Origin of the sequence: Nonomuraea spiralis, assembly GCF_014648435.1 — a bacterium.
In the GTDB taxonomy this organism is placed as follows: Bacteria; Actinomycetota; Actinomycetes; order Streptosporangiales; family Streptosporangiaceae; genus Nonomuraea; species Nonomuraea spiralis.
In genome coordinates, this window is record NZ_BMRC01000013.1 from 1 (window position 1) to 23,902 (window position 23,902).

At 73.2% G+C, this 23,902-nt stretch carries 25 protein-coding genes; 12 read left to right on the plus strand and 13 right to left on the minus strand.

Annotated features, from left to right (window positions below; translation table 11 throughout):
• Window positions 1–259 precede the first annotated feature (259 nt).
• Window positions 260–1,075 carry a TetR family transcriptional regulator gene (locus IEZ27_RS29565; RefSeq protein WP_229824458.1) on the plus strand — a complete coding sequence of 272 codons (816 nt, stop codon included), beginning with the start codon at window positions 260–262 and terminating at the stop codon, window positions 1,073–1,075.
• Here IEZ27_RS29565 and IEZ27_RS29570 read toward each other — a convergent pair.
• Complete coding sequence (locus IEZ27_RS29570) at window positions 973–1,893, minus strand: alpha/beta hydrolase (RefSeq protein ID WP_189650258.1); 921 nt, start codon at window positions 1,891–1,893, stop codon at window positions 973–975. The two genes, IEZ27_RS29565 and IEZ27_RS29570, sit on opposite strands and share 103 nt — an antisense overlap.
• 158 nt (window positions 1,894–2,051) lie before the next feature.
• Here IEZ27_RS29570 and IEZ27_RS29575 point away from each other — a divergent pair, with 158 nt between their 5' ends.
• The 3 genes from IEZ27_RS29575 to IEZ27_RS29585 all read left to right on the plus strand — a co-directional run bounded on the left by IEZ27_RS29575 (window position 2,052) and on the right by IEZ27_RS29585 (window position 3,613).
• Window positions 2,052–2,945: a prephenate dehydrogenase gene (locus tag IEZ27_RS29575; RefSeq protein WP_189650259.1), complete on the plus strand. Its 894-nt coding sequence runs from the start codon at window positions 2,052–2,054 to the stop codon at window positions 2,943–2,945.
• Window positions 2,946–3,045: 100 nt separating this feature from the next.
• Complete coding sequence (locus tag IEZ27_RS29580) at window positions 3,046–3,297, plus strand: phosphopantetheine-binding protein (protein ID WP_189650260.1); 252 nt, start codon at window positions 3,046–3,048, stop codon at window positions 3,295–3,297.
• Window positions 3,298–3,349: 52 nt separating this feature from the next.
• The gene (locus tag IEZ27_RS29585; protein WP_125637904.1) at window positions 3,350–3,613 is read left to right on the plus strand and encodes an acyl carrier protein; all 264 of its coding nucleotides are present in this window, start codon (window positions 3,350–3,352) and stop codon (window positions 3,611–3,613) included.
• A 109-nt stretch (window positions 3,614–3,722) separates the two neighbouring features.
• Here the strand turns inward: IEZ27_RS29585 and IEZ27_RS29590 are convergent, their stop codons facing one another.
• Window positions 3,723–4,550 carry an S-methyl-5'-thioadenosine phosphorylase gene (locus IEZ27_RS29590; protein ID WP_189650261.1) on the minus strand — a complete coding sequence of 276 codons (828 nt, stop codon included), beginning with the start codon at window positions 4,548–4,550 and terminating at the stop codon, window positions 3,723–3,725.
• Between the two features lie 398 nt (window positions 4,551–4,948).
• Here IEZ27_RS29590 and metK point away from each other — a divergent pair, with 398 nt between their 5' ends.
• The 4 genes from metK to IEZ27_RS29610 all read left to right on the plus strand — a co-directional run bounded on the left by metK (window position 4,949) and on the right by IEZ27_RS29610 (window position 8,183).
• Window positions 4,949–6,136, plus strand: a complete 1,188-nt coding sequence (metK, locus tag IEZ27_RS29595; RefSeq protein WP_189650262.1) for a methionine adenosyltransferase — start codon at window positions 4,949–4,951, stop codon at window positions 6,134–6,136.
• A gap of 159 nt (window positions 6,137–6,295) precedes the next feature.
• Window positions 6,296–6,943, plus strand: coding sequence for an isochorismatase family protein (locus IEZ27_RS29600; RefSeq protein ID WP_229824459.1), 648 nt, complete (start codon window positions 6,296–6,298; stop codon window positions 6,941–6,943).
• Between the two features lie 143 nt (window positions 6,944–7,086).
• Window positions 7,087–7,644, plus strand: coding sequence for a hypothetical protein (locus IEZ27_RS29605; protein WP_189650263.1), 558 nt, complete (start codon window positions 7,087–7,089; stop codon window positions 7,642–7,644).
• A complete protein-coding gene (locus IEZ27_RS29610) occupies window positions 7,644–8,183 on the plus strand; it encodes a hypothetical protein (RefSeq protein ID WP_125637908.1) in 540 nt (179 codons plus the stop codon). Before IEZ27_RS29605 ends, IEZ27_RS29610 begins: the two co-directional genes overlap by 1 nt.
• Here the strand turns inward: IEZ27_RS29610 and IEZ27_RS29615 are convergent.
• From IEZ27_RS29615 to IEZ27_RS29625, 3 genes are read right to left on the minus strand one after another with little or no spacing between them, the layout of a single operon-like run.
• On the minus strand, window positions 8,127–8,852 hold the full coding sequence (locus tag IEZ27_RS29615) for an alpha/beta fold hydrolase (protein ID WP_189650264.1): 726 nt from the start codon (window positions 8,850–8,852) through the stop codon (window positions 8,127–8,129). The two genes, IEZ27_RS29610 and IEZ27_RS29615, sit on opposite strands and share 57 nt — an antisense overlap.
• Before the next feature lie 17 nt (window positions 8,853–8,869).
• The gene (locus IEZ27_RS29620) at window positions 8,870–9,640 is read right to left on the minus strand and encodes a 4'-phosphopantetheinyl transferase family protein (protein ID WP_229824460.1); all 771 of its coding nucleotides are present in this window, start codon (window positions 9,638–9,640) and stop codon (window positions 8,870–8,872) included.
• Window positions 9,637–9,972 carry a hypothetical protein gene (locus tag IEZ27_RS29625; RefSeq protein WP_229824461.1) on the minus strand — a complete coding sequence of 112 codons (336 nt, stop codon included), beginning with the start codon at window positions 9,970–9,972 and terminating at the stop codon, window positions 9,637–9,639. The genes IEZ27_RS29620 and IEZ27_RS29625 overlap by 4 nt, the downstream gene beginning before the upstream one ends.
• A gap of 376 nt (window positions 9,973–10,348) precedes the next feature.
• On the opposite strand from IEZ27_RS29625, the gene IEZ27_RS29630 reads away from it, so the two are divergent.
• Window positions 10,349–11,761 (plus strand): MFS transporter, encoded by a 1,413-nt coding sequence (locus IEZ27_RS29630; protein WP_189650265.1) that lies wholly within the window; start codon window positions 10,349–10,351, stop codon window positions 11,759–11,761.
• A 46-nt stretch (window positions 11,762–11,807) separates the two neighbouring features.
• Here the strand turns inward: IEZ27_RS29630 and IEZ27_RS29635 are convergent, their stop codons facing one another.
• Window positions 11,808–13,391, minus strand: a complete 1,584-nt coding sequence (locus IEZ27_RS29635; protein ID WP_189650266.1) for an acyl-CoA carboxylase subunit beta — start codon at window positions 13,389–13,391, stop codon at window positions 11,808–11,810.
• 241 nt (window positions 13,392–13,632) lie between these two features.
• Between IEZ27_RS29635 and IEZ27_RS29640 the strand changes: the two genes are divergently transcribed.
• Complete coding sequence (locus IEZ27_RS29640) at window positions 13,633–13,824, plus strand: hypothetical protein (RefSeq protein ID WP_189650267.1); 192 nt, start codon at window positions 13,633–13,635, stop codon at window positions 13,822–13,824.
• 198 nt (window positions 13,825–14,022) lie between these two features.
• Here the strand turns inward: IEZ27_RS29640 and IEZ27_RS29645 are convergent, their stop codons facing one another.
• Complete coding sequence (locus IEZ27_RS29645) at window positions 14,023–15,009, minus strand: helix-turn-helix domain-containing protein (protein WP_189650268.1); 987 nt, start codon at window positions 15,007–15,009, stop codon at window positions 14,023–14,025.
• Between the two features lie 97 nt (window positions 15,010–15,106).
• Window positions 15,107–16,225, minus strand: a complete 1,119-nt coding sequence (locus tag IEZ27_RS29650) for a hypothetical protein (RefSeq protein WP_189650269.1) — start codon at window positions 16,223–16,225, stop codon at window positions 15,107–15,109.
• 229 nt (window positions 16,226–16,454) lie between these two features.
• Here IEZ27_RS29650 and IEZ27_RS29655 point away from each other — a divergent pair, with 229 nt between their 5' ends.
• The gene (locus IEZ27_RS29655) at window positions 16,455–17,957 is read left to right on the plus strand and encodes a benzoate-CoA ligase family protein (protein ID WP_189650270.1); all 1,503 of its coding nucleotides are present in this window, start codon (window positions 16,455–16,457) and stop codon (window positions 17,955–17,957) included.
• Window positions 17,958–18,021: 64 nt separating this feature from the next.
• Here IEZ27_RS29655 and IEZ27_RS29660 read toward each other — a convergent pair whose 3' ends face one another.
• Genes IEZ27_RS29660 through IEZ27_RS29680 form a run of 5 tightly spaced genes read right to left on the minus strand, consistent with a single transcriptional unit; the run spans window position 18,022 to window position 22,641 of the window.
• Window positions 18,022–18,825 carry a TIGR03084 family metal-binding protein gene (locus IEZ27_RS29660; RefSeq protein ID WP_189650271.1) on the minus strand — a complete coding sequence of 268 codons (804 nt, stop codon included), beginning with the start codon at window positions 18,823–18,825 and terminating at the stop codon, window positions 18,022–18,024.
• A gap of 13 nt (window positions 18,826–18,838) precedes the next feature.
• Window positions 18,839–19,876, minus strand: a complete 1,038-nt coding sequence (locus IEZ27_RS29665; RefSeq protein WP_189650272.1) for a carboxymuconolactone decarboxylase family protein — start codon at window positions 19,874–19,876, stop codon at window positions 18,839–18,841.
• 10 nt (window positions 19,877–19,886) lie between these two features.
• Window positions 19,887–21,539 carry a GMC family oxidoreductase N-terminal domain-containing protein gene (locus IEZ27_RS29670; RefSeq protein WP_189650273.1) on the minus strand — a complete coding sequence of 551 codons (1,653 nt, stop codon included), beginning with the start codon at window positions 21,537–21,539 and terminating at the stop codon, window positions 19,887–19,889.
• Complete coding sequence (locus tag IEZ27_RS29675) at window positions 21,536–22,096, minus strand: DUF5987 family protein (protein WP_189650274.1); 561 nt, start codon at window positions 22,094–22,096, stop codon at window positions 21,536–21,538. The genes IEZ27_RS29670 and IEZ27_RS29675 overlap by 4 nt, the downstream gene beginning before the upstream one ends.
• A gap of 14 nt (window positions 22,097–22,110) precedes the next feature.
• On the minus strand, window positions 22,111–22,641 hold the full coding sequence (locus tag IEZ27_RS29680) for a sigma-70 family RNA polymerase sigma factor (protein ID WP_308427314.1): 531 nt from the start codon (window positions 22,639–22,641) through the stop codon (window positions 22,111–22,113).
• Window positions 22,642–22,848: 207 nt separating this feature from the next.
• On the opposite strand from IEZ27_RS29680, the gene IEZ27_RS29685 reads away from it, so the two are divergent.
• Window positions 22,849–23,700: a metallophosphoesterase family protein gene (locus IEZ27_RS29685; RefSeq protein WP_229824463.1), complete on the plus strand. Its 852-nt coding sequence runs from the start codon at window positions 22,849–22,851 to the stop codon at window positions 23,698–23,700.
• Window positions 23,701–23,902 lie beyond the last annotated feature (202 nt).

The window sequence follows — 23,902 nt, forward strand, 5'->3', positions numbered from 1 at the left end:
TCGGCTCCCACCTCGCCCGCATGGAACTCCGCACCGCACTCGACGTCTGGCTCCAGCGCATCCCCGACTTCACCCTCGCCGACCCCGACGCCGTCACCTGGGCCGCCAGCCAGGTACGCGGACCACGTACGCTCCCGCTGCGCATCGGGTGATCGACGCCCGCCGGGGAGGAAGGTGACCGGGTGACCGGTTACGCCGGGCGGGTGTGGTGATCCGTTCGGTGGTCACGTTCCGGGTGGGCGGGCTGTTTAATGCTGCCATGGGCCGAATCGCCGGCGTCACCGCCGCGGAGACTCGTCAACGGTTGTTGCGCGCCGCCGCCGAAGTGTTCGCCGAGCGCGGCTACGACGGCACCCGCGTCGCGGACATCGCCGCCGCCGCCGGGGTGAGCAACGGCGCGTTGTACGCGCACTTCGGCTCCAAGGCCGAACTGCTCGTGGCGGCGCTTGGCGCGCACGGACGGCGGCGGCTGGCCGACCTGTTCGCCGCCGACCCCGACCGGCCGGTCCCCGATCTGCTCCTGGAGATCGGACGGTGGCTGCCGCAGCGCCGCGACGCCCGCGGCTACCTCATCGTCGAGGCCCTCGTCGCCGCCCGCCGGGACGAGGACGTCGCCAGGCCCATGCGCGACCACGTCGGCGAGAGCGCCGGATCCATGGCCGCGCTGGTACGCCTCGCCCAGGACCGGGGGGAGCTGGACCCGGCGCTGTCGCCCGCCGCGCTGGCCCACTTCTGCCTGCTGCTGTCGATGGGCAGCGCCCTGGTCACGCCCGACCTGCACGCCGTCGACGACGAGGAGTGGGCGGCCCTGCTCGCCCGCGTCGTCGGCGCGCTCACCGCCCCCACTTCCACCCCCGCCCCCGCCTCCGAAGGGAGCACCGCCATGAACGTACGCATCGACCCCGAGCGCTGCCAGGGACACGGCCGCTGCCACGACCTCGCGCCCGCGCTGTTCGGCGAGGACGAGGAGGGTTACGGGCAGGCGCTCGGCGACGGGGTCGTCCCGCCGGACGAGCAGCGGGCGGCCCACCTGGCCGCCGCCAACTGCCCGGAACGCGCGGTCGAACTCTCCTGACCCGCCACACCCTCCGAAGCCGCGGCCTCCACACCCTCTGAAGCTGCGGCCTCCACACCCTCTGAAATCGCGGCTTCCACGGCTGCCGCGATCAGCGGCCAGGCACTCGACAGCGGGTCGATCAGGCTGAAATGCCCGGCGTCCGCCGGTTCGACCAGGACCGCCGACGTCTCGCCCGCGGCCAGGCGGCGGCTCATCGACACGGGCAGCACCCGGTCCTTGACCCCGTGCACCAGCACCAGCGGCCCCCGGTCGTAGGGCAGCAGGCGCATCGGGTCCACCTCGTCGAGCAGGTCGGCCCGGTCGTGGAGCAGGGCGCGCGCGGCGCCGCCGCCGAGCCCCGCGGTGAACGCCTCACCCAGGTCGCAGACGGCGGCCAGGCCCACCACTCCCAGGATCGCCGGGTCGCCGTGCCACCGGGAGCCGGGCGGCAGGCGGTGCCGCAGCGCCGACCACAACGCGAGATGGCCGCCCGCGGAGTGGCCCACCAGCAGCACCCCGGACGGGCACTCCGCCAGGACGAGCCCGAGCGCGGCGCAGACATCGTCGAACGTCCCCGGGTGGCCGCCGCCCTCCTGGCCCACCCGGCGGTACTCGGGCAACCAGACGGTGTGGCCGAGCGCGGCCAGGGCGGCGGCCATGGGACGGGTGTGCCGCCGGTCGTACCCGGCCAGCCAGTAGCCGCCGTGCAGCAGGACGAGGGGCGGGCGGCCGGTGCCCTCGTAGACGTCGATCACCTGGTCGGGGTGGCTGTCGCCGTAGCGGAGGACGCGGTCGGGAGGGCGTACCGGCCGGGACAGCAGGTCGTGGTAGGACATGTCGTGATCGTAGGAGCGCGTACAGGGGCTTGACCTGGGGTTGCGCTGGCAGGAACATGCCGTCGGGCGGCAGCAAGAAGACGGGTCGCGTACCGCCGCCGGGGGCCGGGCGCCGCGACGATGGGGGAGTGACGTCCGAGGGAAGTGAGGTTCTGGCCATGTCCCCAATCCGCCGTGTCGTGGTGATCGGCTGTGGGTTGATCGGCACGTCCGTGGCGTGCGCGCTGCGGCGGGCGGGCGTGCGCGTCGAGCTGGCCGACCACGACCCGTGGGCGCTGGCGCAGGCCGCGCGGATGGGGGCGGGCACCGCGCTGCGGGCCGGGGACGGCCCGGCCGACGTGGTGGTCATCGCCACGCCGCCGTCGTCGGTGGCCGCCGTCCTGCGCGAGGCGCAGGCCCGGGGGCTCGGCACGGTCTACACGGACGTGGCCAGCGCCAAGACGCGCGTCCTCGCCGAGGCGGAGCGGATCGGCTGCGACCTGACCGGTTACGTGCCGGGCCACCCGATGGCCGGGCGGGAGATCTCCGGACCGGGGGCCGCGCGGGCGGGGCTGTTCGAGGGCAGGACGTGGGCGCTGTGCCCGCACCCGGCGCTCTCGCCGCGCGCCCTGCGTACGGTGTCGGCGCTCGCGTCCGCGTGCGGGGCCGAGGTGACGTTGCTCGCGCCGGACGCCCACGACCGGGCGGCTGCGGCGGTGTCGCACGTACCGCTCGTGTTGTCGGCGGCCCTGGCCGCCAGGTTCGCGGCGCGGAGCCCGGACGGGGACCCGGGGGAGGTGGGCGCGTTGCCGCTGGCCGCCGGGGCCTTGCGGGACGTGACCCGGGTGGCCGGCAGCCCCGCCGGCATGTGGCGCGACATCCTGGCGCACAACGCGGGCCCGGTGGCGGACCTGCTGGAGGCGATGAGCCATGACCTGGGCCGCGTCGCCGCCGCCCTGCGCGCCGCCGACGACGGCCCGGTGGCCGAGGTGCTGGCCAGGGGGAACGAGGGACACGCCCGCATCGTCCGCGCGCTGTCCCGCACCCGGGAGCCGGAGCGGGCCGCGTCCTGACCCGGCGGCCGGCGTCCTGAGGGGAAGTGCGCACGGGAGGACAAGCGCCCCCCTCGCCCCCGCCTTATCGTCGCCCCAGGGAGGCTCAGGGGAGGGCGCTGTGCGCGACACGGACCCGGTGGACGTCGACAGGCACGTCACCGACATCTGGAACACGGTGCTCGACGTCGGCGCGGACGAGTGCGACGCCACCTTCGGCGAGCTCGGCGGCACGGCGCTCGCCGCGCTGCGGATGGCCGCCCAGATCCAGGACCGCCTCGGCGTGGCCGTCGACCTGGCCACGCTGCTCCACGACGGCACGCTGGACGCCCTGCTCGGCCAGGTCAGGGCCAGGGCACTCTCGGAGATGTAGGTCCGTGGGCCCGTTGCGAGAATCACGTGCAGACCTTGAGAAGGGACGGCCCATGACCGGCGAACTGAGCCTCTCCGAGCTCCGGGAGAAGGTCGGCGACATCTGGTACGACGTGCTCGACGTGCCCGAGGGACTGGAGGCGGCGACGTTCTCCGACCTCGAAGGGGAGTTCGCGGCCGCGGCGCGGCTCGTCGGGCGGATCAAGGAGGAACTGGGCATCTCCATCGACGTCGGCGACGTCTTCGACGCCGACCCGAACCTGGAGGCCCTGGTGGAGCGCGTCGCCCTGGACGCGCACGTGCCGACGGCGGTGTAGGCCGCGCGATCCGACCCGGGTTCCCGCGGTGCGGCGGGAACCCGGGTTTCCGTGTGTCCGCGGCCGCTCCCGTCAGGCGGCTGAGGTGAGTCAGGCGGGTCAGGTGAAGTCAGGCGGGCAGGGAGCCGAGGTGGTTCTCCTCGGCCGGGAGGGCGGCGTCCTCCAGGGCCCGCGGGCACCCGCACGCGCGGACGCGCGGCAGCCGTCCCACCGTCGCCAGGACCAGCGCCCGCAGCCGGTCCAGCCCCTCGTGGAAGATCGTGAACAGCTCGTCCCGGCGTGCGCCCGGGCCCACGCCGAGCCCGGCGTCCAGGTCCGTCACCAGCGCGACGGGCACGTAGCACAGGGCCAGTTCGCGGGCGAGCGTCGCCTCGGGGCAGCCGGTCATGTCGACCAGCGACCAGCCCTGCGCCGCGTACCACTGGGACTCGGCCCGGCTGGACAGGCGCGGGCCCTCGATCACCACCATCGTCCCGCCGTCCACGCAGTCCTGGCCGGTCGCCGCCGCGGCGCCGAGCACCGTCTCGCGGCCCACCGGGCAGTACGGGTCCGCGAACGGCACGTGCACGGCCGCGTCGTCGAAGTACGTACGGGCCCGTCCGGAGGTCCGGTCCACGAGCTGGTCGGGCACCACCATCACACCCGGCCCCAGCTCGGGCCGGAGCGAGCCGACCGCGCACGGCGCCAGGATCTGGCGCACGCCCACCGAGTGCAGCGCCCACAGGTTCGCCCGGTAGTTGATGCGGTGCGGCGGCCGTCGGTGGTCGCGGCCGTGCCGGGGCAGGAAGGCGACCGTGCGGCCACCCGCCTCGGTGAGCGAGAGCGGGGCGGACGGTTCACCGTACGGGGTGGTGAGCGTGATCTCGCGCGCGCCGTCGGCGACCGAGGAGAACCCGCTCCCGCCGATGATCCCGATCTCCGCGCTGATTCCGTTCATGATCAGCCTTTCGTCGCCGGGGCGGCCGGGACCCGGCGTAGGTGATCCGCCCGGGAAAGGGGCATCAAGTGCATCGTGGTCCCTCCGCGCGGCCGGGGCATCTCCTGGATTGCCCGACCGGTCCCGATGCCGCACAGCGAAAGAACCCGGCACGCCCGGCCGTGGTTATTCTCGGAACCGAACCTTCGTCGCGCAGGTCATCGGAGAAGAATGCTCGACGCCGATCTTGGATGATCTGTGTCCGGGAAATTCGAATTGTTTCCCGCCGCCAGGATGTGGAGCCGTTCTCATGCCAAAACTGATTCATCTGCCGAAGCCCAGGAAACCGCGTACTCCGGTGACCGCTCTCGACCTGCGCACCCCTTCGGGGCGCCGGCTGCCCTACTGAGGGGGCGGCCGTGTCACGCCGTTTGTTCACCTCCGAATCCGTCACCGAAGGCCACCCCGACAAGATCGCCGACCGGATCAGCGACAGCATCCTGGACGCCCTGCTGGAGAAGGACCCCGGCAGCCGGGTCGCGGTCGAGACGCTGATCACCACGGGCATGGTGCACGTCGCGGGCGAGGTCACCACGCAGACGTACGTCGACATCCCCGCCCTGGTCAGGCAGACCGTCCTCGGGATCGGGTACGACACCTCCCAGAAGGGCTTCGACGGCGCCTCGTGCGGCGTGTCGGTGTCGATCGGCACCCAGTCGCCCGACATCGCGCTGGGCGTGGACGACGCCTACGAGCACCGCGGCGCGGACGACGCCGACGAACTGGACCGGCAGGGCGCCGGCGACCAGGGGCTGATGTTCGGCTACGCGTGCGAGGAGACGCCCGAGCTGATGCCGCTGCCCATCATGCTGGCCCACCGGCTGGCCCGGCGGCTGGCGGAGGTCCGCAGGGCCGGTACGGTGCCGTACCTGCGGCCGGACGGCAAGACGCAGGTCACCGTCGAGTACGAGGGCGACCGGCCGGTGCGCCTGGACACCGTCGTGGTGTCCACCCAGCACGCGGCGCACGTCGCGCTGGAGGAGCTGCTGACCCCCGACATCACGCGCGAGGTCGTCGAGCCGGTGCTGGCCGGGGCGGGGATCGACACGACCGGGTACCGGCTGCTGATCAACCCCACGGGCCGGTTCGAGGTCGGCGGCCCGATGGGCGACGCGGGCCTGACCGGCCGGAAGATCATCATCGACACGTACGGCGGCATGGCCCGGCACGGCGGCGGCGCCTTCTCCGGCAAGGACCCCTCCAAGGTCGACCGGTCGGGCGCCTACGCCATGCGCTGGGTGGCCAAGAACGTAGTGGCCGCCGGGCTGGCCGGGCGGTGCGAGGTCCAGGTGGCGTACGCGATCGGCAAGGCGCGGCCGGTTGGCCTGTTCGTGGAGTGCTTCGGCACCGAACGCGTGCCCCAGGGGCGCATCCACGACGCCGTGCGCGAGGTCTTCGACCTGCGGCCGGCCGCGATCATCAGGGATCTCGACCTGCTGCGTCCCGTCTACGCCACCACCTCCGCGTACGGGCATTTCGGCCGGGACGAGTTCACGTGGGAGCGGGTGAATCGTACCGAGGACCTGCGGGCGGCGGCCGGACTGTGACCGTGGATCCGGCAGGCCGGCGTACGCCCGGGAAAAAGGGAATGGCTGGAAACGGCGGCGGGAAGTCAGCTTCCTGCCGCCGTTCCGCATTTCCCGGGCGGCGCCGGCGGCACATCATGAAAACAGCCTCAAAAAGCTGAGAGAAATTCGGAGGTCGCCGTGCCGGTCATTTCAGAAATCGAGCCCTATCCGATGCCGGACGCCGCCGAGCTGCCGCCCGCCGCGGTCACCTGGACACCCGACCCGCGCCGGGCCGTGCTGCTCCTGGTGGACCTCCAGCACGCCTGCCTCGACCTCTTCCCGCCCGGCGAGGCGCCGCTGACCGACCTGGTACGCAACGTGAGGGCACTGCGCGACCTGTGCGCGGGCCTCGGCGTACCGGTGGCCTACGCGGCCCAGCCGGGCCTGCTGACCGGCGAGCAGCAGGGGCTGGCGAAGGACTTCTGGCGGCGCAGCGACCGGCTGGAGCCCGCCCGGCGCGGATTCCCCGACCAGCTCGCCCCGGGGCCGGGCGACTGGATCTTCACCCGGCGGCGCTACAGCGCCTTCCACGAGACCACCCTGCTGTGGTGGCTGCGCGAGTCGGGACGCGACCAGCTCCTCATCGCCGGCGTCTACGCCCACATCGGCGTCCTGACCACCGCGCTGGACGCCTTCACCCACGACATCCAGCCGTACGTGGTGGCCGACGCCGTCGCCGACCTCACCGCCGCCGACCACCGGCAGGCGCTCGGGTACGTCGCCGGCCGCTGCGGCGTCACCCTGACGACCAAGCAACTGCTCGCCGGACTACCGCGCAATTTGTGAGTTGTCAGGCCCGGGTTCGCGACGGACACTGATTCCGCGATCTCCCGGAGCGGGCGCATTCGAAGGGGACCGAAACCATCCACCGGCGATCTCGCCGTGCCGGGACGACGCGTGACCGACGATCCCGGAAGCCGAGGTTTCGCATGGCCACCCACACGGTGTCGACGCCGACCGGCCTGTTGACCGCGCTCAACACCCGGTACCACAAGCCCGCCCTCACCCTCTACCTCGTCGTGGTGCTGGCCCACTGGGCCGAGCACGTCGCCCAGGCCATCCAGGTCTACGTGCTGGGCTGGCCGCTGAAGGAGGCGCGCGGCGTCCTCGGCATGCCCTTCCCCTGGCTGGTCAGTTCCGAGTGGATGCACTACGGCTACGCGCTGCTGATGCTCATCGGCCTGCTCATGCTGCGGTCCGGCTTCACCGGCAGGTCACGTACGTGGTGGAACATCTCCCTGGGCATCCAGGTCTGGCACCACCTGGAGCACCTGCTGCTGCTCCTCCAGGCGCTCACCGGGAACAACCTGCTGGGCCGGCCGGTGCCGACGAGCATGATCCAGCTCCTCGTCCCGCGCATGGAGCTGCACCTGTTCTACAACGGGCTGGTCTTCGTGCCCATGGTGGTGGCCATGCTCCTGCACCGCCGTCCCCGCCCGGCCGAGCGGGCGGCCATGCGCTGCGCCTGCGCCGTGTCGCCCGCGTGATGGCGGGCTCCGGGCGCCGCGGGGTCTCCCCGGCCTTCTCGTTCGTCCTCAGCCTGGTGGCGGGCTTCCTGCTGGTCCTGACCGTGCCGAACCTCGGCACGGTCGTCCGTGCCGCCCGCGCCGACGGCGCGCCCGGGGTGTTCGTGCCGCGCACGCTGTCGTGCATCACGCATCCGGGGCACGAGTCCTGCGTCTGGACGGGGGACTTCCGCTCCGACGACGGCGCCATCCGCCGGTCGGACGTCGAGATCTACGGCAGCGACCGTTACACCCACCAGGCCGGGCAGCCGGTCCGCGCGGTGGACATCGGCTCCGGCGGCCGCGTCTACGGGCCGGGCGGGTCGAACGAGTGGGTCTTCAGCGCCCTTCTCTTGGTCGTGGCGCTGGGCCTGCTGTGGTTCCTGCACGCCGGTTCGCTGCGGCGGCTGCTTCCCGGCTCCTCGCGGCCCGGGCTAGCACCGGGTCCCGAGGTCGCCGGCCACTCAGCGGAGGCCGGCGAGCGTGCCGGACAGGAGAGCGGCGAGCGGGCCGGGCGCTGACACCATCGGCCAGCAGCCCGTGTCCAGGGTGTGGAAGTCCCACGACGGCTCGGCGCGCAGCGCGGACACGTCGGGGGACAGACTGCCCTGGAAGTGGTCCAGGGCGCAGACGACGTAGCTGGCCTTCTGCCGCTCCAGCGGAGTGCTGAGCACGGCGGGGTCGGCCACGGCGCGCCCCGGGTGGCCGACGAACCGGGCGGCCAGCCAGCGCGCCTGCGCCGCCGTGAGGCCCTGTCCCTCGGCCACCAGGGTGTGGTCGGGGGCGGGCCAGCGGCCCCCGCCCGACTCGATCAGGCGCAGCTCCTGCTCCCGCTGCCGGTCGGGGAAGGCGTGCAACATCGAACGGCCGTCGTGCGGCAGGAACGCCTCGACGTACACGGTGTGCGCGACGCGGCCCGGCGCCCGGTCGGCGACCTGCCCGGCCACCAGCCCCGAATAGCTGTGCCCGACGAGCACGACGTCGCGCAGCCCCTCGTTCTTCAGCAGTGTCAGCACCTCGTCGACGTGCGTCTCCAGGCCGACCCCCGCGACGTCGTCGCGCGGCCCGGACAGGCCGCGCAGGGTGACGGCGCGGGCGTCGTGCCCGAGCAGGCGCAGCCGCCGGACGACGGGCTCCCAGATCCACGCGCCCGACCAGGAGCCCGGCAGGAGGAGGAAGGTCCCCTTCATCTGGATCGTCCCCCTGCTCACGCGACGCCGGCCAGCGGCCCCGGCACGGGGCCACGTGCGAAGTCTGCCCGCGCGGCGGGCAGGTGGAACTCCACCGCCTCGACCGGACGGTCGGTGATCACCGCGACCGCGGCGACGTAGCCGCTGCCGGGCGACAGGACGCGGAAACGCAGGCTCTCCGGCGGGATGTCCAGCGGCCAGCTCAGCAGGGCCGGATCCTCCGCCGGCCCGCTCACCGCCACCTCCGTCGGAGGCACCCGCAGGCCGTGCCCGGTGGCCTTGAGCGCCGCCTCCTTGCGGACCCAGACCTTCGCGAACGCCTCGTACCTGTCCTCCTGGGGGAACGCCTCCAGAACGGTCAGCTCGGCCTCGGTGAGCGCGCAGCGGGCCAGGTCGTCCACCGGGTCGGCCGGTACGGCCTCCACGTCCACGCCCACCGGCCCCTCGGCCGTCACCGCCACCGCCACCCGGTCCTCCGAGTGCGAGACCGACACGTGCAGCGGGAAGCCGCGCGCCCGGACCCGCGGCTTGCCGTGATACCTGGTGCAGTCCGGGCACGACCGGTCCACCACCACCTCCTCGGGACGGATCCCGAACTGCACGGCGCTCGCGGTGCGCAGCAGCCACGACCCCGTGAGGAACCGCCTGCGGTCGGGCTCACGGCGGAACCGCGCGGCCCGCTCCAACTCGGGCTCGCTGAGCACCGACAGCAGGGTCTCCTCCGGATGGTCCCGCGGGCCGGCCCACCAGACCTGGCACTCTCCCGGCGCCACCACAGATGCGATCACTGGTCTTCCTCCCTTACGGCTGTGCTGTTCTGGGACAGGACATGGCAGGCCACCAGCTCCCACCGGTCCACCTCGGGGTTGGCGAGGGTCTGCGTCACCTCGGCGCGCACCTGGGCGCTCGTCACGGGCTCGTCCACGCGCATCCGGATGACGATGTCCCCGCCGGCCTGGGTGAGGTCCTTGTGCCAGTGGCCCGGCAGGAGCGCCATGATGCGGATCCCGTCGATCGGGGAGCCGAGGATCGGCATCCCGCGCACCTGGCGCATCGTCACCTGGATCAGCATGGCTTCGTCGTCGCCGTACGGCGTGAAGGGGCGAACATCGGGTCTCATCTCCATCTCGTCTGCCGGATCTCTGTCTCTCGCACTTTCCACTGTGGGATCCGGGAGGGGCGCGATCCAGGGATGGGGACGTCAGGAAGCTGCAGGCCGCCGCCGCATGCTGTCAGCGTGCCCGGACGATTCCCCGCCGGGGTCCTAGGTCGAAGGTCCCGTGCCGTGCCGACCGGGCGTCCGATCCCGTGGACCGGGGGTGGGTGGCATGGTCGTACCGGAACCAGCGGGGAGGGAGGGACGATGACCGGACCGGACGGACCGAGCCCGGGCGCCGCCCACCCCGCCGCCCTCAAGGGGTGTGCCAACAAATGTCCGCCGGTCGCGGTGCAGCCATGACAGGCCACCGGACCACACACGGACGAAAGGCACACCCATGTCAGCGACCCAGTCCCCGGCCCACGGGCGGCGGCCGGGATGGAGCCTCGCGCTGCTCGCGCTCGGGCACCTGATCATCAGTCTCGACTTCACCATCATCTACGTAGCTCTGCCGGACATCGCCGCCGATGTCGGTTTCACGCCGCACACCCTGCAATGGGTGGTCACCGCGTACGCCGTCCTCTACGGAGGCTTCCTGCTGTTCGGCGGCCGGTTGTCCGACCTGATGGGGCGCCGGCGCATGTTCGTGCTCGGCCTGGCCCTGTACGGCGTGGCCTCCGTGCTGGGCGGCCTGGCCACGGTGCCGCCGGTGCTGCTCGCCGCCCGCGCCTTGCAGGGCCTGGCCGGCGCGGTGTTGTTCCCAGCGGTGCTGGCCCTGGTCAACACCACCTTCGCCGAGGGCAGGGAACGCAACCGGGCGCTGACGGTCTGGGCCATGGCGGGCGCCGGCGGGCTCACGGCGGGCTCGCTGGCGGGCGGGGTGCTCACCCAGGCCCTGGGCTGGCAGGCCGTGTTCTACGTCAACGTCCCGCTGGCCGCGGCGGGCGCCGTCGCAGCGTTCGCCCTGCTGCCCGCCGACGGCCGGATCGCCAGGGGAGGCGTCGACGTGCCCGGAACCCTGACCGGCACCGCGGGCGTCACGCTGCTGATCTTCGCGGTCGCGCACGGCTCCGAGGCCGGCTGGGCGCGGGGCGAGGCGATCGCCGCCGCCGTCCTCGCGGTGGTCCTGCTGGCCGTGTTCCTGCGCCTCCAGGCCCGGGGCCGGACGCCGTTGATGCCGCTGCGGTTGTTCCGCAACCGCGCGCTCAGCGGGGCGGTCGTGGTCATCCTGGTGTTCGGGCTGACGATGCAGGCCGTGCCGTACTTCCTGACGCTGTACTTCCAGGACGTCCTCGGCTTCAGCGCCCTGGAGACCGGGCTGGCGTTCCTCGGCCCGACGTTGTCGATCACGGCGGGCAACGTCCTCAGCGAGCGGCTGGTCGCCCACCTCGGCACCCGCGGCACGCTGATCATCGGCATCGTCGCCAACGCCGCGGGCGCCGTGCTCCTGGCGCCCGGCATGCACGGGGACGGCTCGCTGCTCACCGTCCTGGCCGGGGTCGTCGTCATCGGCCTGGGCATGGGCATCACGTACGAGGCCATGTGGATCGCCGCCGGCACCGGCGTCCCGGCGGAGGAGCAGGGCCTGGCCTCCGGGGTGGCCTCCACCGCGCTGCAGGTGGGGACGGCCGCGGGCCTCGCGGTCCTGGTGGCCGTCGCCAACCACGGCATCGAGGGGCTGGCGGGGCAGGCCCTGCGCGCCGCCTCCACCGAGGGGATGCGCGCCGCCGTCTACGTCCTGGGCGCCGTCATGCTGACGGCCGTCCTGGCCGCCCTCAGGCTCCCCACCCGGGCACGGTCGCACGTGTGACCGTGCCTCCCGCGCGCGCGGCCTGCAGTGCGGCCTGCAGTGCGGCCTACAAGGGAAGGTTGCCGTGCTTGCGCGGCGCCACGTGCTTGCGTTTGTCGCGCAGCATGGCCAGCCCCCGCGCCACCGCCGAGCGTGTCTCCACCGGGTCGATCACGGCGTCGACCAGGCCGCGTTCGGCGGTGTAGGCCGGGTGCACCAGCTCGCGGGTGTACTGCTCCAGCAGCTCGGCCCGGCGGGCGGCGGGGTCGGCCGCCGCGGCCAGCTCCTTGCGGTGGATGATGTTGACCGCGCCCTCGGCGCCCATCACGGCGATCTCGTTGGTCGGCCAGGCGAGTGACAGGTCGGTGCCGATCGAACGGGAGTCCATCACGATGTACGCCCCGCCGTACGCCTTCCTGAGAATGACCTGGATGCGCGGCACGGTCGCCTCGCAGTAGGCGTAGAGCAGCTTGGCGCCGTGCCGGATGACGCCCGCATGCTCCTGCTCCTTGCCCGGCAGGAAGCCCGGCACGTCCACGAGCGTGACCAGCGGGATGGAGAAGGCATCGCAGAACCTGACGAACCGGGCGGCCTTCTCCGCGGCCGACACGTCCAGCACGCCCGCCAGCACCGTCGGCTGGTTGCCCACCACGCCCACGACCTGGCCGTCGATCCGGGCCAGCGCGCAGATCACGTTGGGCGCCCAGCTCTGGTGCAGTTCGAGGAAGTCGCCGTCGTCCACCAGCTCGGCCAGGACCAGGCGCATGTCGTACGGCTTGTTCGGCTCCACCGGCACGATCTCGGCCAGCCGGGGCCGGGCGTCGCCGGCCGCGCCGCGCGCGGGCAACGCCGGCGGGCGGCTCAGGTTGTTGCCCGGCAACATCGCGACCAGGTCGCGTACGGCGGCCAGGCAGCTCTCCTCGTCGTCGTGCACGAACGTGGCCAGCCCCGACCGGGTGGCGTGCACCTGCGCGCCGCCCAGCTCGGCGTGCGTGATGCGCTCACCGGTGACCGCCTCCACCACGTCCGGGCCGGTCAGGTAGAGCTGGGCGGTGTCGCGCACCATGAACGTGAAGTCGGCCAGCGCCGTCGAGTAGGCCGCGCCGCCCGCGCAGGGGCCGAGCACGACGGCGATCTGCGGGATCACCCCGGACGCCTGCACGTTGCGCTGGAAGATGCCGCCGTAGCCGTTGAGCGACAGGACGCCCTCCTGGATGCGGGCCCCGCCGCTGTCGTTGAGCCCGATGAACGGCGACCCGCTGGACAGCGCCAGGTCCATCACTTTGTGGATCTTCTGCGCGTGCGCCTCGCCGAGCGAGCCGCCGAAGACGGTGAAGTCCTGCGCGTAGACGAAGACCCGGCGGCCGTCGATGGTTCCGGATCCTGCCACGACCCCGTCGGTGTGCGGGCGCTGGCGTTCCATGCCGAGGCCCTGGGCCCGGTGCCGGCGGAACATCTCGATCTCCAGGAACGAGCCCTCGTCCAGCAGCAGGTCGAGCCGTTCGCGCGCGGTGCGCTTGCCCAGCGAGTGCTGCCGTTCCACGGCCTGCGGGTGGCCGCGCGCGATGTCCTCACGCGCGCCGGCGAGCTCCTCGCGCAGACGGTCCATGGCCGGCGGGGCTTCCTGGAGGACCTCGGGGGAGATGCTCATCGTTTCCTCCTCGGACTCTTCCGGTACGTCCAGTTAAAGATCGATGGCCGCCGGATGTCACCTCCTCCAGTGCTTGACCCGGCCGGACGTGGCAGGAAGCGGCAACGGCCTGCAGCTTGCTGCCTCGCCGAAGCCTGGTTCATGGCCCCGCCGACGCGCAAAGTTGGAAGTGCGAGGAAACACCGAGAACAACCGCCGAGAAAGAGGCAGTGAAATGACGAACAGCATTGTTGCCAAGAGAATGTCCCAGTGGATTATCGCGATCGTCTCCGGGATGCTCGTCTGGGCCGTGGGTGCCACCGCCGCGCAGGCCGCCGTCGCTGCCGGCCCGGGTGTGGTGAAGGCCGAGGGCAACACCTGGCCCGCGCCCCCCGCCGGCCCCGACGGGAACACCTGGCCGATTCCTTCCCCGCTGGGCAACACCTGGCCGTAAAAGGCCCCGACCACAGAAAGGAATTGACCGTACATTTCCCCGAGGAGGTCTGCTTATTGGAGAAGAGCCGGAGAATGACGAAACCCCCGCGATCGGGTCGCGGGGGTTCGTCCGTGTGCGGCGCGTTTCGGGTGCGGCGCGTTTCGTTTGCGGCGCGTTTCGTTTGTGGTGCTTTCGTGTGCGGGAGGAAGGACGGGATCAGATCCAGTGCTCCTCCTTGGCGCGCAGCGCGGCCTGGAAGCGGTTGACGGCGCCGAGCCTGGCCATGAGGTCGGCGACGTAGCGCCGGTAGGTGCGTACCGAGATGTCGAGCTCGCGGGCGGCGATCTCGTCCTTGTCGGCCGTGGCCATCACCGCCAGCACCCGCTGCTCCATCTTCGACAGCGCCGGCTCCTCGCCGGGCGGGTCGAGGTGGTCGGCCAGCGGCACGGCGGCCTTCCACAGGCCCTCGAAGTAGATGACGAGCTGGGAGATCAGGCCGGGCTCGCGCACCAGCAGCGCCCCCGTGGAATGGGCCTTCGGATCGATCGGGACGACGGCGACGCTGCGGTCGTACATGAGCATGCGGTCCATCGGCTGGTCGGTGACGCGGATCTGGGCGCCCAGGTGCGCCAGCTCGCAGAGGTAGGACACCATGCGCTGGTCCTCCAGCGCCTTGGGGTGGAAGATCTCGCGCAGGGCCAGGCCGCGCCGCAGCGAGCGCGTGTCGAGCGGCAGCGCCGACTCGATCATCACCTCGTTGAACGGGCCGCCCGGGTGCAGGCAGAGCGTCTCCTTGTAGGAGAAGAAGGCCAGGTCGTCCAGGCGCTGGCGGACCCGCGCGCCGCTCTCCACCCGTTCGATGTCCAGCACCGGGGATGACCGGTCGCCCTCCCGCTTGTCCTCCATGAAGCTGGAGATCGCGTCGCGGGCGCCGAACACCCGGCGGATCTCGGCGTTCAGCTCCTCCAGGCGCTGCTCGACCAGGCGCTCGATGGCGATCCTCGGCTCGGTCGCGGTGACCCGGTGGCGGTCGTTCAGGTCGAGCATGGCGAGCCGGTCGAGCGTCTCGACCGCCGACTCCACCGTCTCGGGATCGAGGTCCAGGGCCTCGGGCACCGAGCCGACGCTCTCGCCCCGATGGCGCAGGAAATAGCGGTAGACCGCCTCCGCTTCGGGGGTGACTCCAATGACGGACAGATCCACGCCCCACCTCCCGGGGTCGGCGGCCGGAGCTTCAGTTCCATTATCGGAATCCAGACGGCGCGCACTCCTCGCAGCTTGCGGTTCCTGGCCGGCTCGGTCAGGGAACCGGACAGGGCAGCACGGTGGCCCCGGACGCGGCCCGGTAGCACAGCGCGCCCGGGCAGAGCACCTTGACCACCGGTCCGTCGCCGTCCGCCCGTACGGCGACGGGCTCGTGCCCGAACCGGCGCGCGGCGATCTCCGGCCAGCCGGACGGGCGCAGCCCGCTCACCTCGTCGACCAGCCGGGGATCGGCGTCGACGGCCAGGCGCTCCAGATAGGCGGCGTAGTCGGCCTCCCGCTGCCACACGGCGAACCGGCGCAGGCAGTCGGGCAGCTCCAGCGTGCTCCACGGCTGGGCCTTGGCCGCCATCGCGCGCAGGAACGCCTCGCACACGGCCTGCCTCACCGTACGGCCGGCCGCCGCGGCCATCGTCGCGCCCTCGCCGCCGACGGTCACCAGGGCGACCCGGAGATCGGGCACCGACAACACGAACGCCGACATCCGCAGCCCGAGCCCCGAGGCCGCGGCCGTCACACCGGCCGGCAGCAGGCGGCCGAGCGCGGCCGAGACCCGCAGCAGCGGTTCGCGCGGCTCGGCCCACCAGCGGGCGACCACGTCGTGGGCGACCACCTCGGCGATCGCCTCCGGCACGCCGCTGTCCACCACGCCGCTCGTCGCGGGCTCGACCAGGCATTCGTGCCCGCCCGCCCACACGACCTCGGCGGGCAGCCGGTAGCGCCGCCCGCTGAGCAGGCCGGTGCCGGGCACGTGCAGGCCGAGGCCCGCGGGCGGGTCGGCGACGAAGTCCGACAGTCGCAGCTCCGTCCCCGCCTGTACGGTCCTGTGCCTGTCTCCGTGCAGCCGGCGCAGGCCGCGCAGGGCGGCCAGCCGGGTCAGGGCCCGCGCCCTGGTCTGGGCCTCGTAGCCGGAGAAGCCGGCGACGATGACGGCGAGCTCGTCGGCCGGCGACTCGGCGCAGGCCAGATGAACGGCGCCACCAAGACACTCGGCCATGGGCGCCGCCACGGGCGCCGCCGTCGGCGCGGCCGTCGGCTCGGTCGTCCCGTGGGTCGCCTCACCGGTCGTCCCGCCGGTCGCCTCAGTGGTCGCCTCGGCGGTCGTCTCGCCGGGCGCCTCCGTCACCGGCCACGAGCCCGCGGGCGTGGATGCCATCGCTTCTCCTCCGGAGCGCGACGGCCGTCGGAGCCGCCGCACACCCAGTACACGCGCAGCTCAGCGGGCCCGTCAACGATCCGGACGCCATCCCGCAATCCGGGAGAAACGTCAGCAAGCTGCCACGCCCACCAGCTTGCTGACGCCGCCGGACCCCCTGCGGACGCCCCCCGCCCGGCACCGTGGAAGGCGGAACCAGCCCACGAGCGGAGCAGCGAGAAGGCATGCCATGGACTCTTTCAACATCGCCGGACGATTCCTCGACCAGGCCGACGGCGCCAGGACCGCGCTGCTCACCCGCGAGGGCCGCGTGGACTACGCGACGCTGCGCGCCCTGGCCGCCCGCGCCGGCAACGCGCTGCGCGAGCTCGGCGTACGCCGCGGCGACCGGGTGCTCATCGCCGCCGACGACAGCGTCGAGTCGGTCGCCACCTGGTACGGCGCCCAGAAGATCGGCGCCGTCACCGCCGAGGTCTACACGTTCCTGCGGCCCAAGGACTACCGCTACTTCGCCGGCTACGCCCGTCCCCGGCTGGTGGTCGCGGGGCCGTCCGCGCTGGAGAGCCTGCGCGCGGCGGGGCTGACCGGGATGCTCGTGACCGGTGTGCCACGCCACCTGCTGCGCCCCGGGGAGCACCACTTCGACACCCTGGTCGCCGCGCAGGACGCCCGGCTGGACCCGGTGCCGGTCGCGGCGGGGGACGTGGCGCTGTGGAAGTTCACCACCGGCAGCACCGGCGCGCCGCGCGCCTGCGTGCTGCCCGCCAGGAGCCCGCACGTCAGCTTCGACTCCTACGCCCGGGGCGTGCTGGACCTGCGTCCGGACGACGTGGTCCTGCCCGTGCCCAAGCTGTTCTTCGGCTACGCCCGCGACCTGACCGCCCTGTTCCCCTTCGGCGTCGGCGCGGCCGGCGTGATCTTCCCCGAGCGCAGCCGGGTCGAGACGATCTTCGAGCTGATCGCCGAGCACCGGCCCACGGTCCTGGTGAACGTGCCCACCATGATGAGCGCCATGCTCGCCCACCCCGACGCCGGCCGGCAGGACCTGAGCTGCCTGCGGCTGTGCACGTCGGCGGGCGAGGCGCTGCCGCCGGAACTGCACCGCCGCTGGAGCGACACCTTCGGCGTGGAGGTCGTGGACGGGCTCGGCTCCTCCGAGGCGTACCACATCTTCCTGTCCAACCGGCCGGGACGGGTACGGCCGGGCACGCTCGGCCAGGTCGTCCCCGGCTACCGCGCCCGGGTCGTGGACCCCGAGGGGCGCGACGTCCCCGACGGCGGGACCGGGCGGCTGGAGGTCAGCGGCGACGCGGTCGCGCTGGAGTACTGGCAGGACCCGGACAAGACGGCCGCCACGTTCGTGGGCGGGCGGACCGTGCGCTCGGGCGACCTGGTGACCAGGGACGCCGACGGCTACTTCCGCTACCAGGGGCGGGCCGACGACATGCTCAAGGTGGGCGGCTCCTGGGTGGCGCCCGCCGAGATCGAGAACTGCCTGCGCGAGCACCCGGCCGTCGTGGAGTGCGCGGTGGTCGGGTACGAGTTGCGGGGGCTGACCCGGCCGCACGCGTACGTGGTGGCCGCGAGCGCGGTCGAGGCCGGTGAGCTGAAGGCGTTCGTACGGGCCCGGCTGGCGGCCCAGAAGTTCCCCCGGAAGATCACGTTCGTGCCGCGCCTGCCGCAGACGGCGTCGGGCAAGGTGGACCGGCGCGCGCTGGAGGCCGGGGTGTGAGGAGCGGGCGCGCCCGGGACTGGGGGAGTTCCGGACGGGCGCGCCCGCGGTACCGGAAGGCCCCTCAGACGCCGGCGCGGGCGAACTGGCCGGGCTGCCGCCCCGCCCCCGCCGGGCCGCGGTAGGCCTGCGCGAGGTCCAGCCAGCGGTCCGCCTCGGCGCCGGTCGCCGTGACCGCCACGTCGGCGCGGTGCCGCCGCCTGGTCACCAGCAGGCAGAAGTCCTCGGCCGGGCCGCTGACCCGCTGGGCGGAGTCCTCGGGACCGTACGCCCACACCTCGCCGGACGGGCCGGTGATCTCGAAGCGGAACTCCTCGGCCGGCGGGGTCAGCCCGCGCGACAGGTAGCCGAAGTCCCGGGTGAGCACGGCGAAGACGACCAGGTGCCGGAGCCGGTCGGTCCGCTCCAGCCGGACGCCGAGCGCGTCGGCGACGTCCTGCCCGTGCGCGAAGGTCTCCATGATGCCCGCGCACGCCAGCACGATCGGCGGCAGCGGGTTGACCAGCCACGGCACGACCTCGCCCGCCGGTACGGCGGCCAGGCCCGCGTGCACCTCGGCCCGTCCGGCCCGCCACTTGGCCAGCAGCGCGCCGGGCGAGTCGTTCTCGAACGCCTTGAGCGCGGCGTTCACCGCGCCGTCGAAGTTCTTCTCGGCGCCGGCCGTCATGGCCTTGAAGCCCTCCGCGTCCGTGGCGGCGGCGGTGGCCAGGCGGAAGATGAAGGCCAGGTGGGCGATCTGGTCGAAGATCGTCCAGCCCGGCGCGGGGGTGGGCAGCTTCCACTGCTGGGCGTCCAGGCCCGACACCAGCGCGTCGAGCTGGTCGCCGTCGGCCGCCAGGTCGTCGAGCACTACCTCTAGCTCGGTCACGTCCTCGTTCCTTTCAGTCGGCTGTCGATGCGGTCGGTAGAGGGGCGGGGGCGCACCAGGCGCCGGTCCGGCGGGCGGCGGTCATGGCCGCCCAGGAGGCGGCCTCGACGAGCGCGGCCTCGCCCGGCGTGGCGGCCTGGAACTCGCCGACCACCCGCCGGTCCACCTGGTGGGAGGCGAGGGCGGTCAGCAGCGCGAGCCGGGCGGCCGGGCGTTGCGCGGGCGGCAGCGCGGCCGTGGCCTCGCCGGCCCAGCCGCGCCCGGGGCCCGGCGGGACGCCGTCCCAGCCGGACACCCGTTCGGCGACCAGCTCGCGGACCGGGCCGGGCAGCCGCCGCGCGCCGCCCTCCTCGATCGCCGCCGCGGCCCTGGCGAACGCCTCGCCGAGCCGCGGGAGGCCGCCCGTCCAGGCCAGGTCGTCCGGCAGCGGCGCGCCGGGCAGCAGGCCGAGCGAGCCGCCGGGCGGGGCGGGCCGCCGCGCGGCCGGCCGCATGAGCGCGCCGAACACGCGCAGCGCGGGCCCGCGCGCGCCGCCCGGCAGCTCCGGCGGCAGCGGCGAGTCGCCGAGGAACACGTTGACCATGCGGTTGAGGTACTGGAAGGTCACCGCGACCGCCGCCAGCTCCACGCCCGCCTCCCCGGCGACCGGCGGCCCGCCGGCCCCCGGGGTCGCGCTCGCCCTGGCCCAGGCGGCCAGCGGCCGCAGGCGGGGATCGGCCGGGGCCAGCGCCCGCAGCGTCGCGCCGTGCACGTCCACGCAGTACGGGCACGTGTTGCCCGCCGAGACCTCCATGGCCACCAGTTCCCCGGCCACCCGCCCGGCCGCGCCGGAGGCCAGCAGCGACTCGCGCAGCACCAGCCAGCACGCGGCCAGGACGGGCGGCGCGGGTGAGTGCAGCGCCACGGGCGGCGCGAGCATGCCGAAGTCCCGCTCGACCTGCTCGTACACCCGGGCCACCAGGCCGCGGGCGGCGCCGGGGAGCACCGGGCGGACGTACCGCACCTGGCCGAGCGCGCGCCGCGCCGTCATCCGGCTGAGCAGCCGGCCCATCGCCGGCGCCCTACCCGCGCAGCGCGGCGGCGGCCAGCGGCGCGGTGGCGCGGCGCCCGGCGGTGGAACCGTCGGGCGCGGGCGCGCCGTAGGAGACCTCCACGCCGCGCTCCCTGGCGGCCCTGACGATCCCCGGCACGGCCCGCTCGGCCAGCGCGGAGATGGTCATCGCCGGGTTGACGGTCAGCGCGCCCGGCACGGCCGAGCCGTCCGTGACGAAGATCCCCGGGTGCCCGCGCAGCTCGTGCCCGTCGTCCAGCGCCGAGGTGTACGGGTCGTCGCCGATCCGGCACGAGGCCAGCGGATGCACCGTGTACGCCCCGACCAGGTCGTTCGTCCACGGCGTCACCGTGGCCAGCCCGTCGCGCTCCAGGATCTCCTTGCACTCGGCGTCGGCCATCGCCCAGGCGGCCGAGGTGTTGGCGGTCGGCTTGTAGGACAGCCGGCCGACGCCCAGCATCTGCTGGGAGACCCGGTCGGCGTTGCCGCGCGCGGGCGGCGGGCCGAACACACCCTCGTTGTCGTCCTCGATCATCTGGAAGATGATCAGCCAGGACCGCCAGCGCTCCAGCATCTCCTTCTTGCGCAGCCCGAACCACGTCGGGTCCGGCCCGCCGGCCAGCGCGAGGATGGTCCCGAGGCCGGGCGGGAAGTAGAGCTGCTCCAGCGAGTAGCGGGTGTACTCGGGCAGCGAGCCGTCCAGCCGGTCCCAGTTGGCCACCGTCGGGCCCTTGCCGATCTGGTTGGCCGCGTACGCCAGGCCCTCGCCCCGCTCCAGGCCCAGCACCTCGCGCACACGCTCCTCGTTCAGCACGGCGGTGTTGAGCCGCTCGCCGTTGCCGGAGAAGTAGCGGCCCACGGCGTGCGGCATCGCGCCGAGGTCGCCCTCGCTGCGCTGCAGGATGACCGGCGTGGCGGCGGCGCCGGCGGCCAGCACGACCACCTTGGCCTCGATCGTCCCCTCGCCCTCGGTCAGCCGGTAGTCCTCGCCGTGGACGATCTTGTAGGTCACCCGGTAGGAGCCGTCGGAGGTCCTGGAGATGCTCTGCACCTCGTGCAGCGGCCTGACCTCGGCGCCGTGGGCGATCGCCGCCGGCAGGTAGTTGGCCAGCAGCGACTGCTTGGCGTCGAACCGGCAGCCGGCCATCATCCAGTTGCAGTTGACACAGGCCGCGGTGTCCACGGCCGCGGGCACCGGGTTGGCGGTACGGCCGGCGTGCCGGCAGGCGGCCGCCCACAGGCCACCCGAGTACGACACGTCCTCCCAGCCCTGCTGGGTGATGGAGATCGACTCGGCGACCCGGTCGTACCAGGGGTCGAGGGTGTCGCGGCTGATCGCGGCCGGCCACATGCGGCGCTTGATGCTGCCGCGGCGCTCGAAGACGAAACGCGGCGCCCGGGGCATGGCCGCGAAGTAGACCACGCTGCCGCCGCCCACGCAGTTGCCGCCCAGCACGCTCATGCCGTCGCCGACGGTGAAGTCGAAGATGCGGGTGTAGGAGGAGCCCAGCTTGAAGTCGTGCTCGTACTCGGCCGACTCCAGCCACGGGCCGCGTTCCAGCACGACCACGTCGGCGCCGCCGGCGGCCAGGTGGTAGGCCGGGATCGCGCCGCCGAAGCCGCTGCCGATCACCAGCACGTCGGTGCGTTCGACGCCGTTCATGCGGGGCTCCCTGAAGCTGTCGTGTCCGGGTGGAGGTCGGCGAGGGGACGGCCGTAGGAGTAGGAGGGGAAACGCCACAGCCCGTCCGCGTCGGGCGGGGCGATGCCCATGGCGGTCAGGCCGGGGTGCCCGGCCTTGAGGGCGTCGACGGTGTGCAGGTGGGCCGCGGAGTCGTAGGCCATGTAGCAGAACAGCACCAGCAGCACCCACAACGCCTTCTCCGGGTGGCCGGGCGCGGTCAGCGTGCGCACCAGAGCCGCGCGTTCCTCGAACGGCAGGGCCACGAACTCCGGGACGCCCTCCTCCAGCACGACGCCGTGCTGGTCGGCGTGGGCGCGGGCGTGCTGGTTCAATGAGCGGGCGTAGTCGTCCAGGCCCTCGCTGACGCCGGTGGCGTCCCATTCCAGCAGCTCGATGGCGCCGGCCGCGACCGCGCCGCCCGTCGGGCTCATGCCCGCCACCGCCCGGTCGCCCGGACCGCGTTTCGCCCCGGGCACGATGGTGTCCGCGAGCGCCTCCAACGTCTCCACCCGCGTCTCGTAGAGCAGTGGACCCATGGGTACTCCCTCGTTCAGGTCGGCGTTCTGTCGGTACGGTCGGTGGGGCCGGTGCGCGCCAGAGCGGCCCGCAGGGTGGTCAGCGCCCTGACGGTCTGGCTGCGCACCGTCGAGGACTCGTTGCCCATGACCCGGGCCGTGTCCTCGGCGCTGCGGCCCTCCCAGAACCGGAAGAAGATCGTCGCCCGCTGCCGCGGCCCGAGCCTGGCCAGCGCGTCCATCAGCACGATGCGCTCGCCCACCAGGTCGTAGGGGTCGAGGGCCGAGACGGCGTCGGGCGGCGCCCCGCTGAGCACCTCCCGGGACCAGCGCATCGACCTGCGGTCGCTGATGAGCAGCCGCCGCATGATCTGCCGCGCGTACGCCTCGGCGCGGTCACGCCGGTCGAGGTCGTCCCAGCGCCGGTGCAGTGCCAGCAGGGTGCGCTGGACGAGGTCGTCGGCCTCGTGCCAGTCGTCGGACAGCCGGTAGGCGACCCGGCGCAGCATAGGTCTGGCCTCCTTCGCGAAATTCGCGAATTCCTGCCCCCGCGCATCGGCCATCATCCTCACCCCCGGAACACGGCCTTGCGATTGCCGCTTTCTTCGGCATGCTCAGAATTGAATGCGCGGATCGCCGCAACAACCCCTATCGGCCGTCCCCGCGCCCTTATCCACAAAGGCGTCCGCGCCACCCCCTATTCGGCCTCCGCGGACCCCTGTTTTCCGTGCTCGGGCGCTCTTGGGCCCTTCTCGCGTGCGTACGCTCGCGGCGTGAGCGCCTCCGGTGCGGCATTACTGGCGATCAGCGACCTCCACGTCGGGTTTCCCGAGAACAGGGCGGCCGTCGAGGGGCTGCGCCCGCGCACCGAGGGTGACTGGCTGCTGGTGGCGGGGGACGTGGCCGAGCGGCTGGACGCGTTCGAGAGCACGTTGCGGCTGCTCGGCGAGCGCTTCGCCAAGGTGATCTGGGCGCCGGGCAACCACGAGCTGTGGACCACGCCGGGCGATCCCGGCCTGCGCGGCGAGGAACGCTACCGGCGCCTGGTGCAGATCTGCCGGCGCCTCGGCGTGCTCACGCCCGAGGACCCGTACGCGATCTGGACGGGGGAGGGCGGCCCGGCGGCCGTCGTCCCCCTGTTCCTGCTGTACGACTACAGCTTCCGCCCGTCCGGCACGACCCGGGCGCAGGCCCTCGACCTGGCCCGCGGGCAGGGGGTGGTGTGCAGGGACGAGTTCCTGCTGCATCCCGAGCCCTATCCCAGCAGGGAGGCGTGGTGCCGGGCGCGGGTGCGCGAGAGCGAGGAACGGCTGGAGTCGATCGACCCCGGCCTGCCCACGGTGCTGGTCAACCACTTCCCGCTGCTGCGCGCCCCCACCCGCGTCCTGCGGCACCAGGCGCTGGCGCAGTGGTGCGGCACCGAGCAGACCGCCGACTGGCACCTGCGGTTCCGCGCCGCCGCGGTCGTCTACGGCCACCTGCACATCCCGGGCACGAGCTGGCACGACGGGGTGCGCTTCGAGGAGGTCTCGCTCGGCTACCCGCACGAGCGGCGCCCCCACCACCGCGCCGGACGGCTGCTCAGGCAACTGCTGCCGCCACCCCGCCGCGAATGGTCCCGATAAAACCGCATTCTCAGATAAATTGCCGAGATTTCCGAAGATTTCCCAAAAAAGGGCGATTTGTCATGCAGCGTACTGCCGGCCCAAGAGCGTGTACCAGGTGGCAACCGAAAGGCAATGCATCCGGAGCGCCGCGGAATCGTCGCGACTCCCGGGAATTCGACGGCCGCACCGGCCGGAGAATCGACGGGAACCGCGCGCCCAA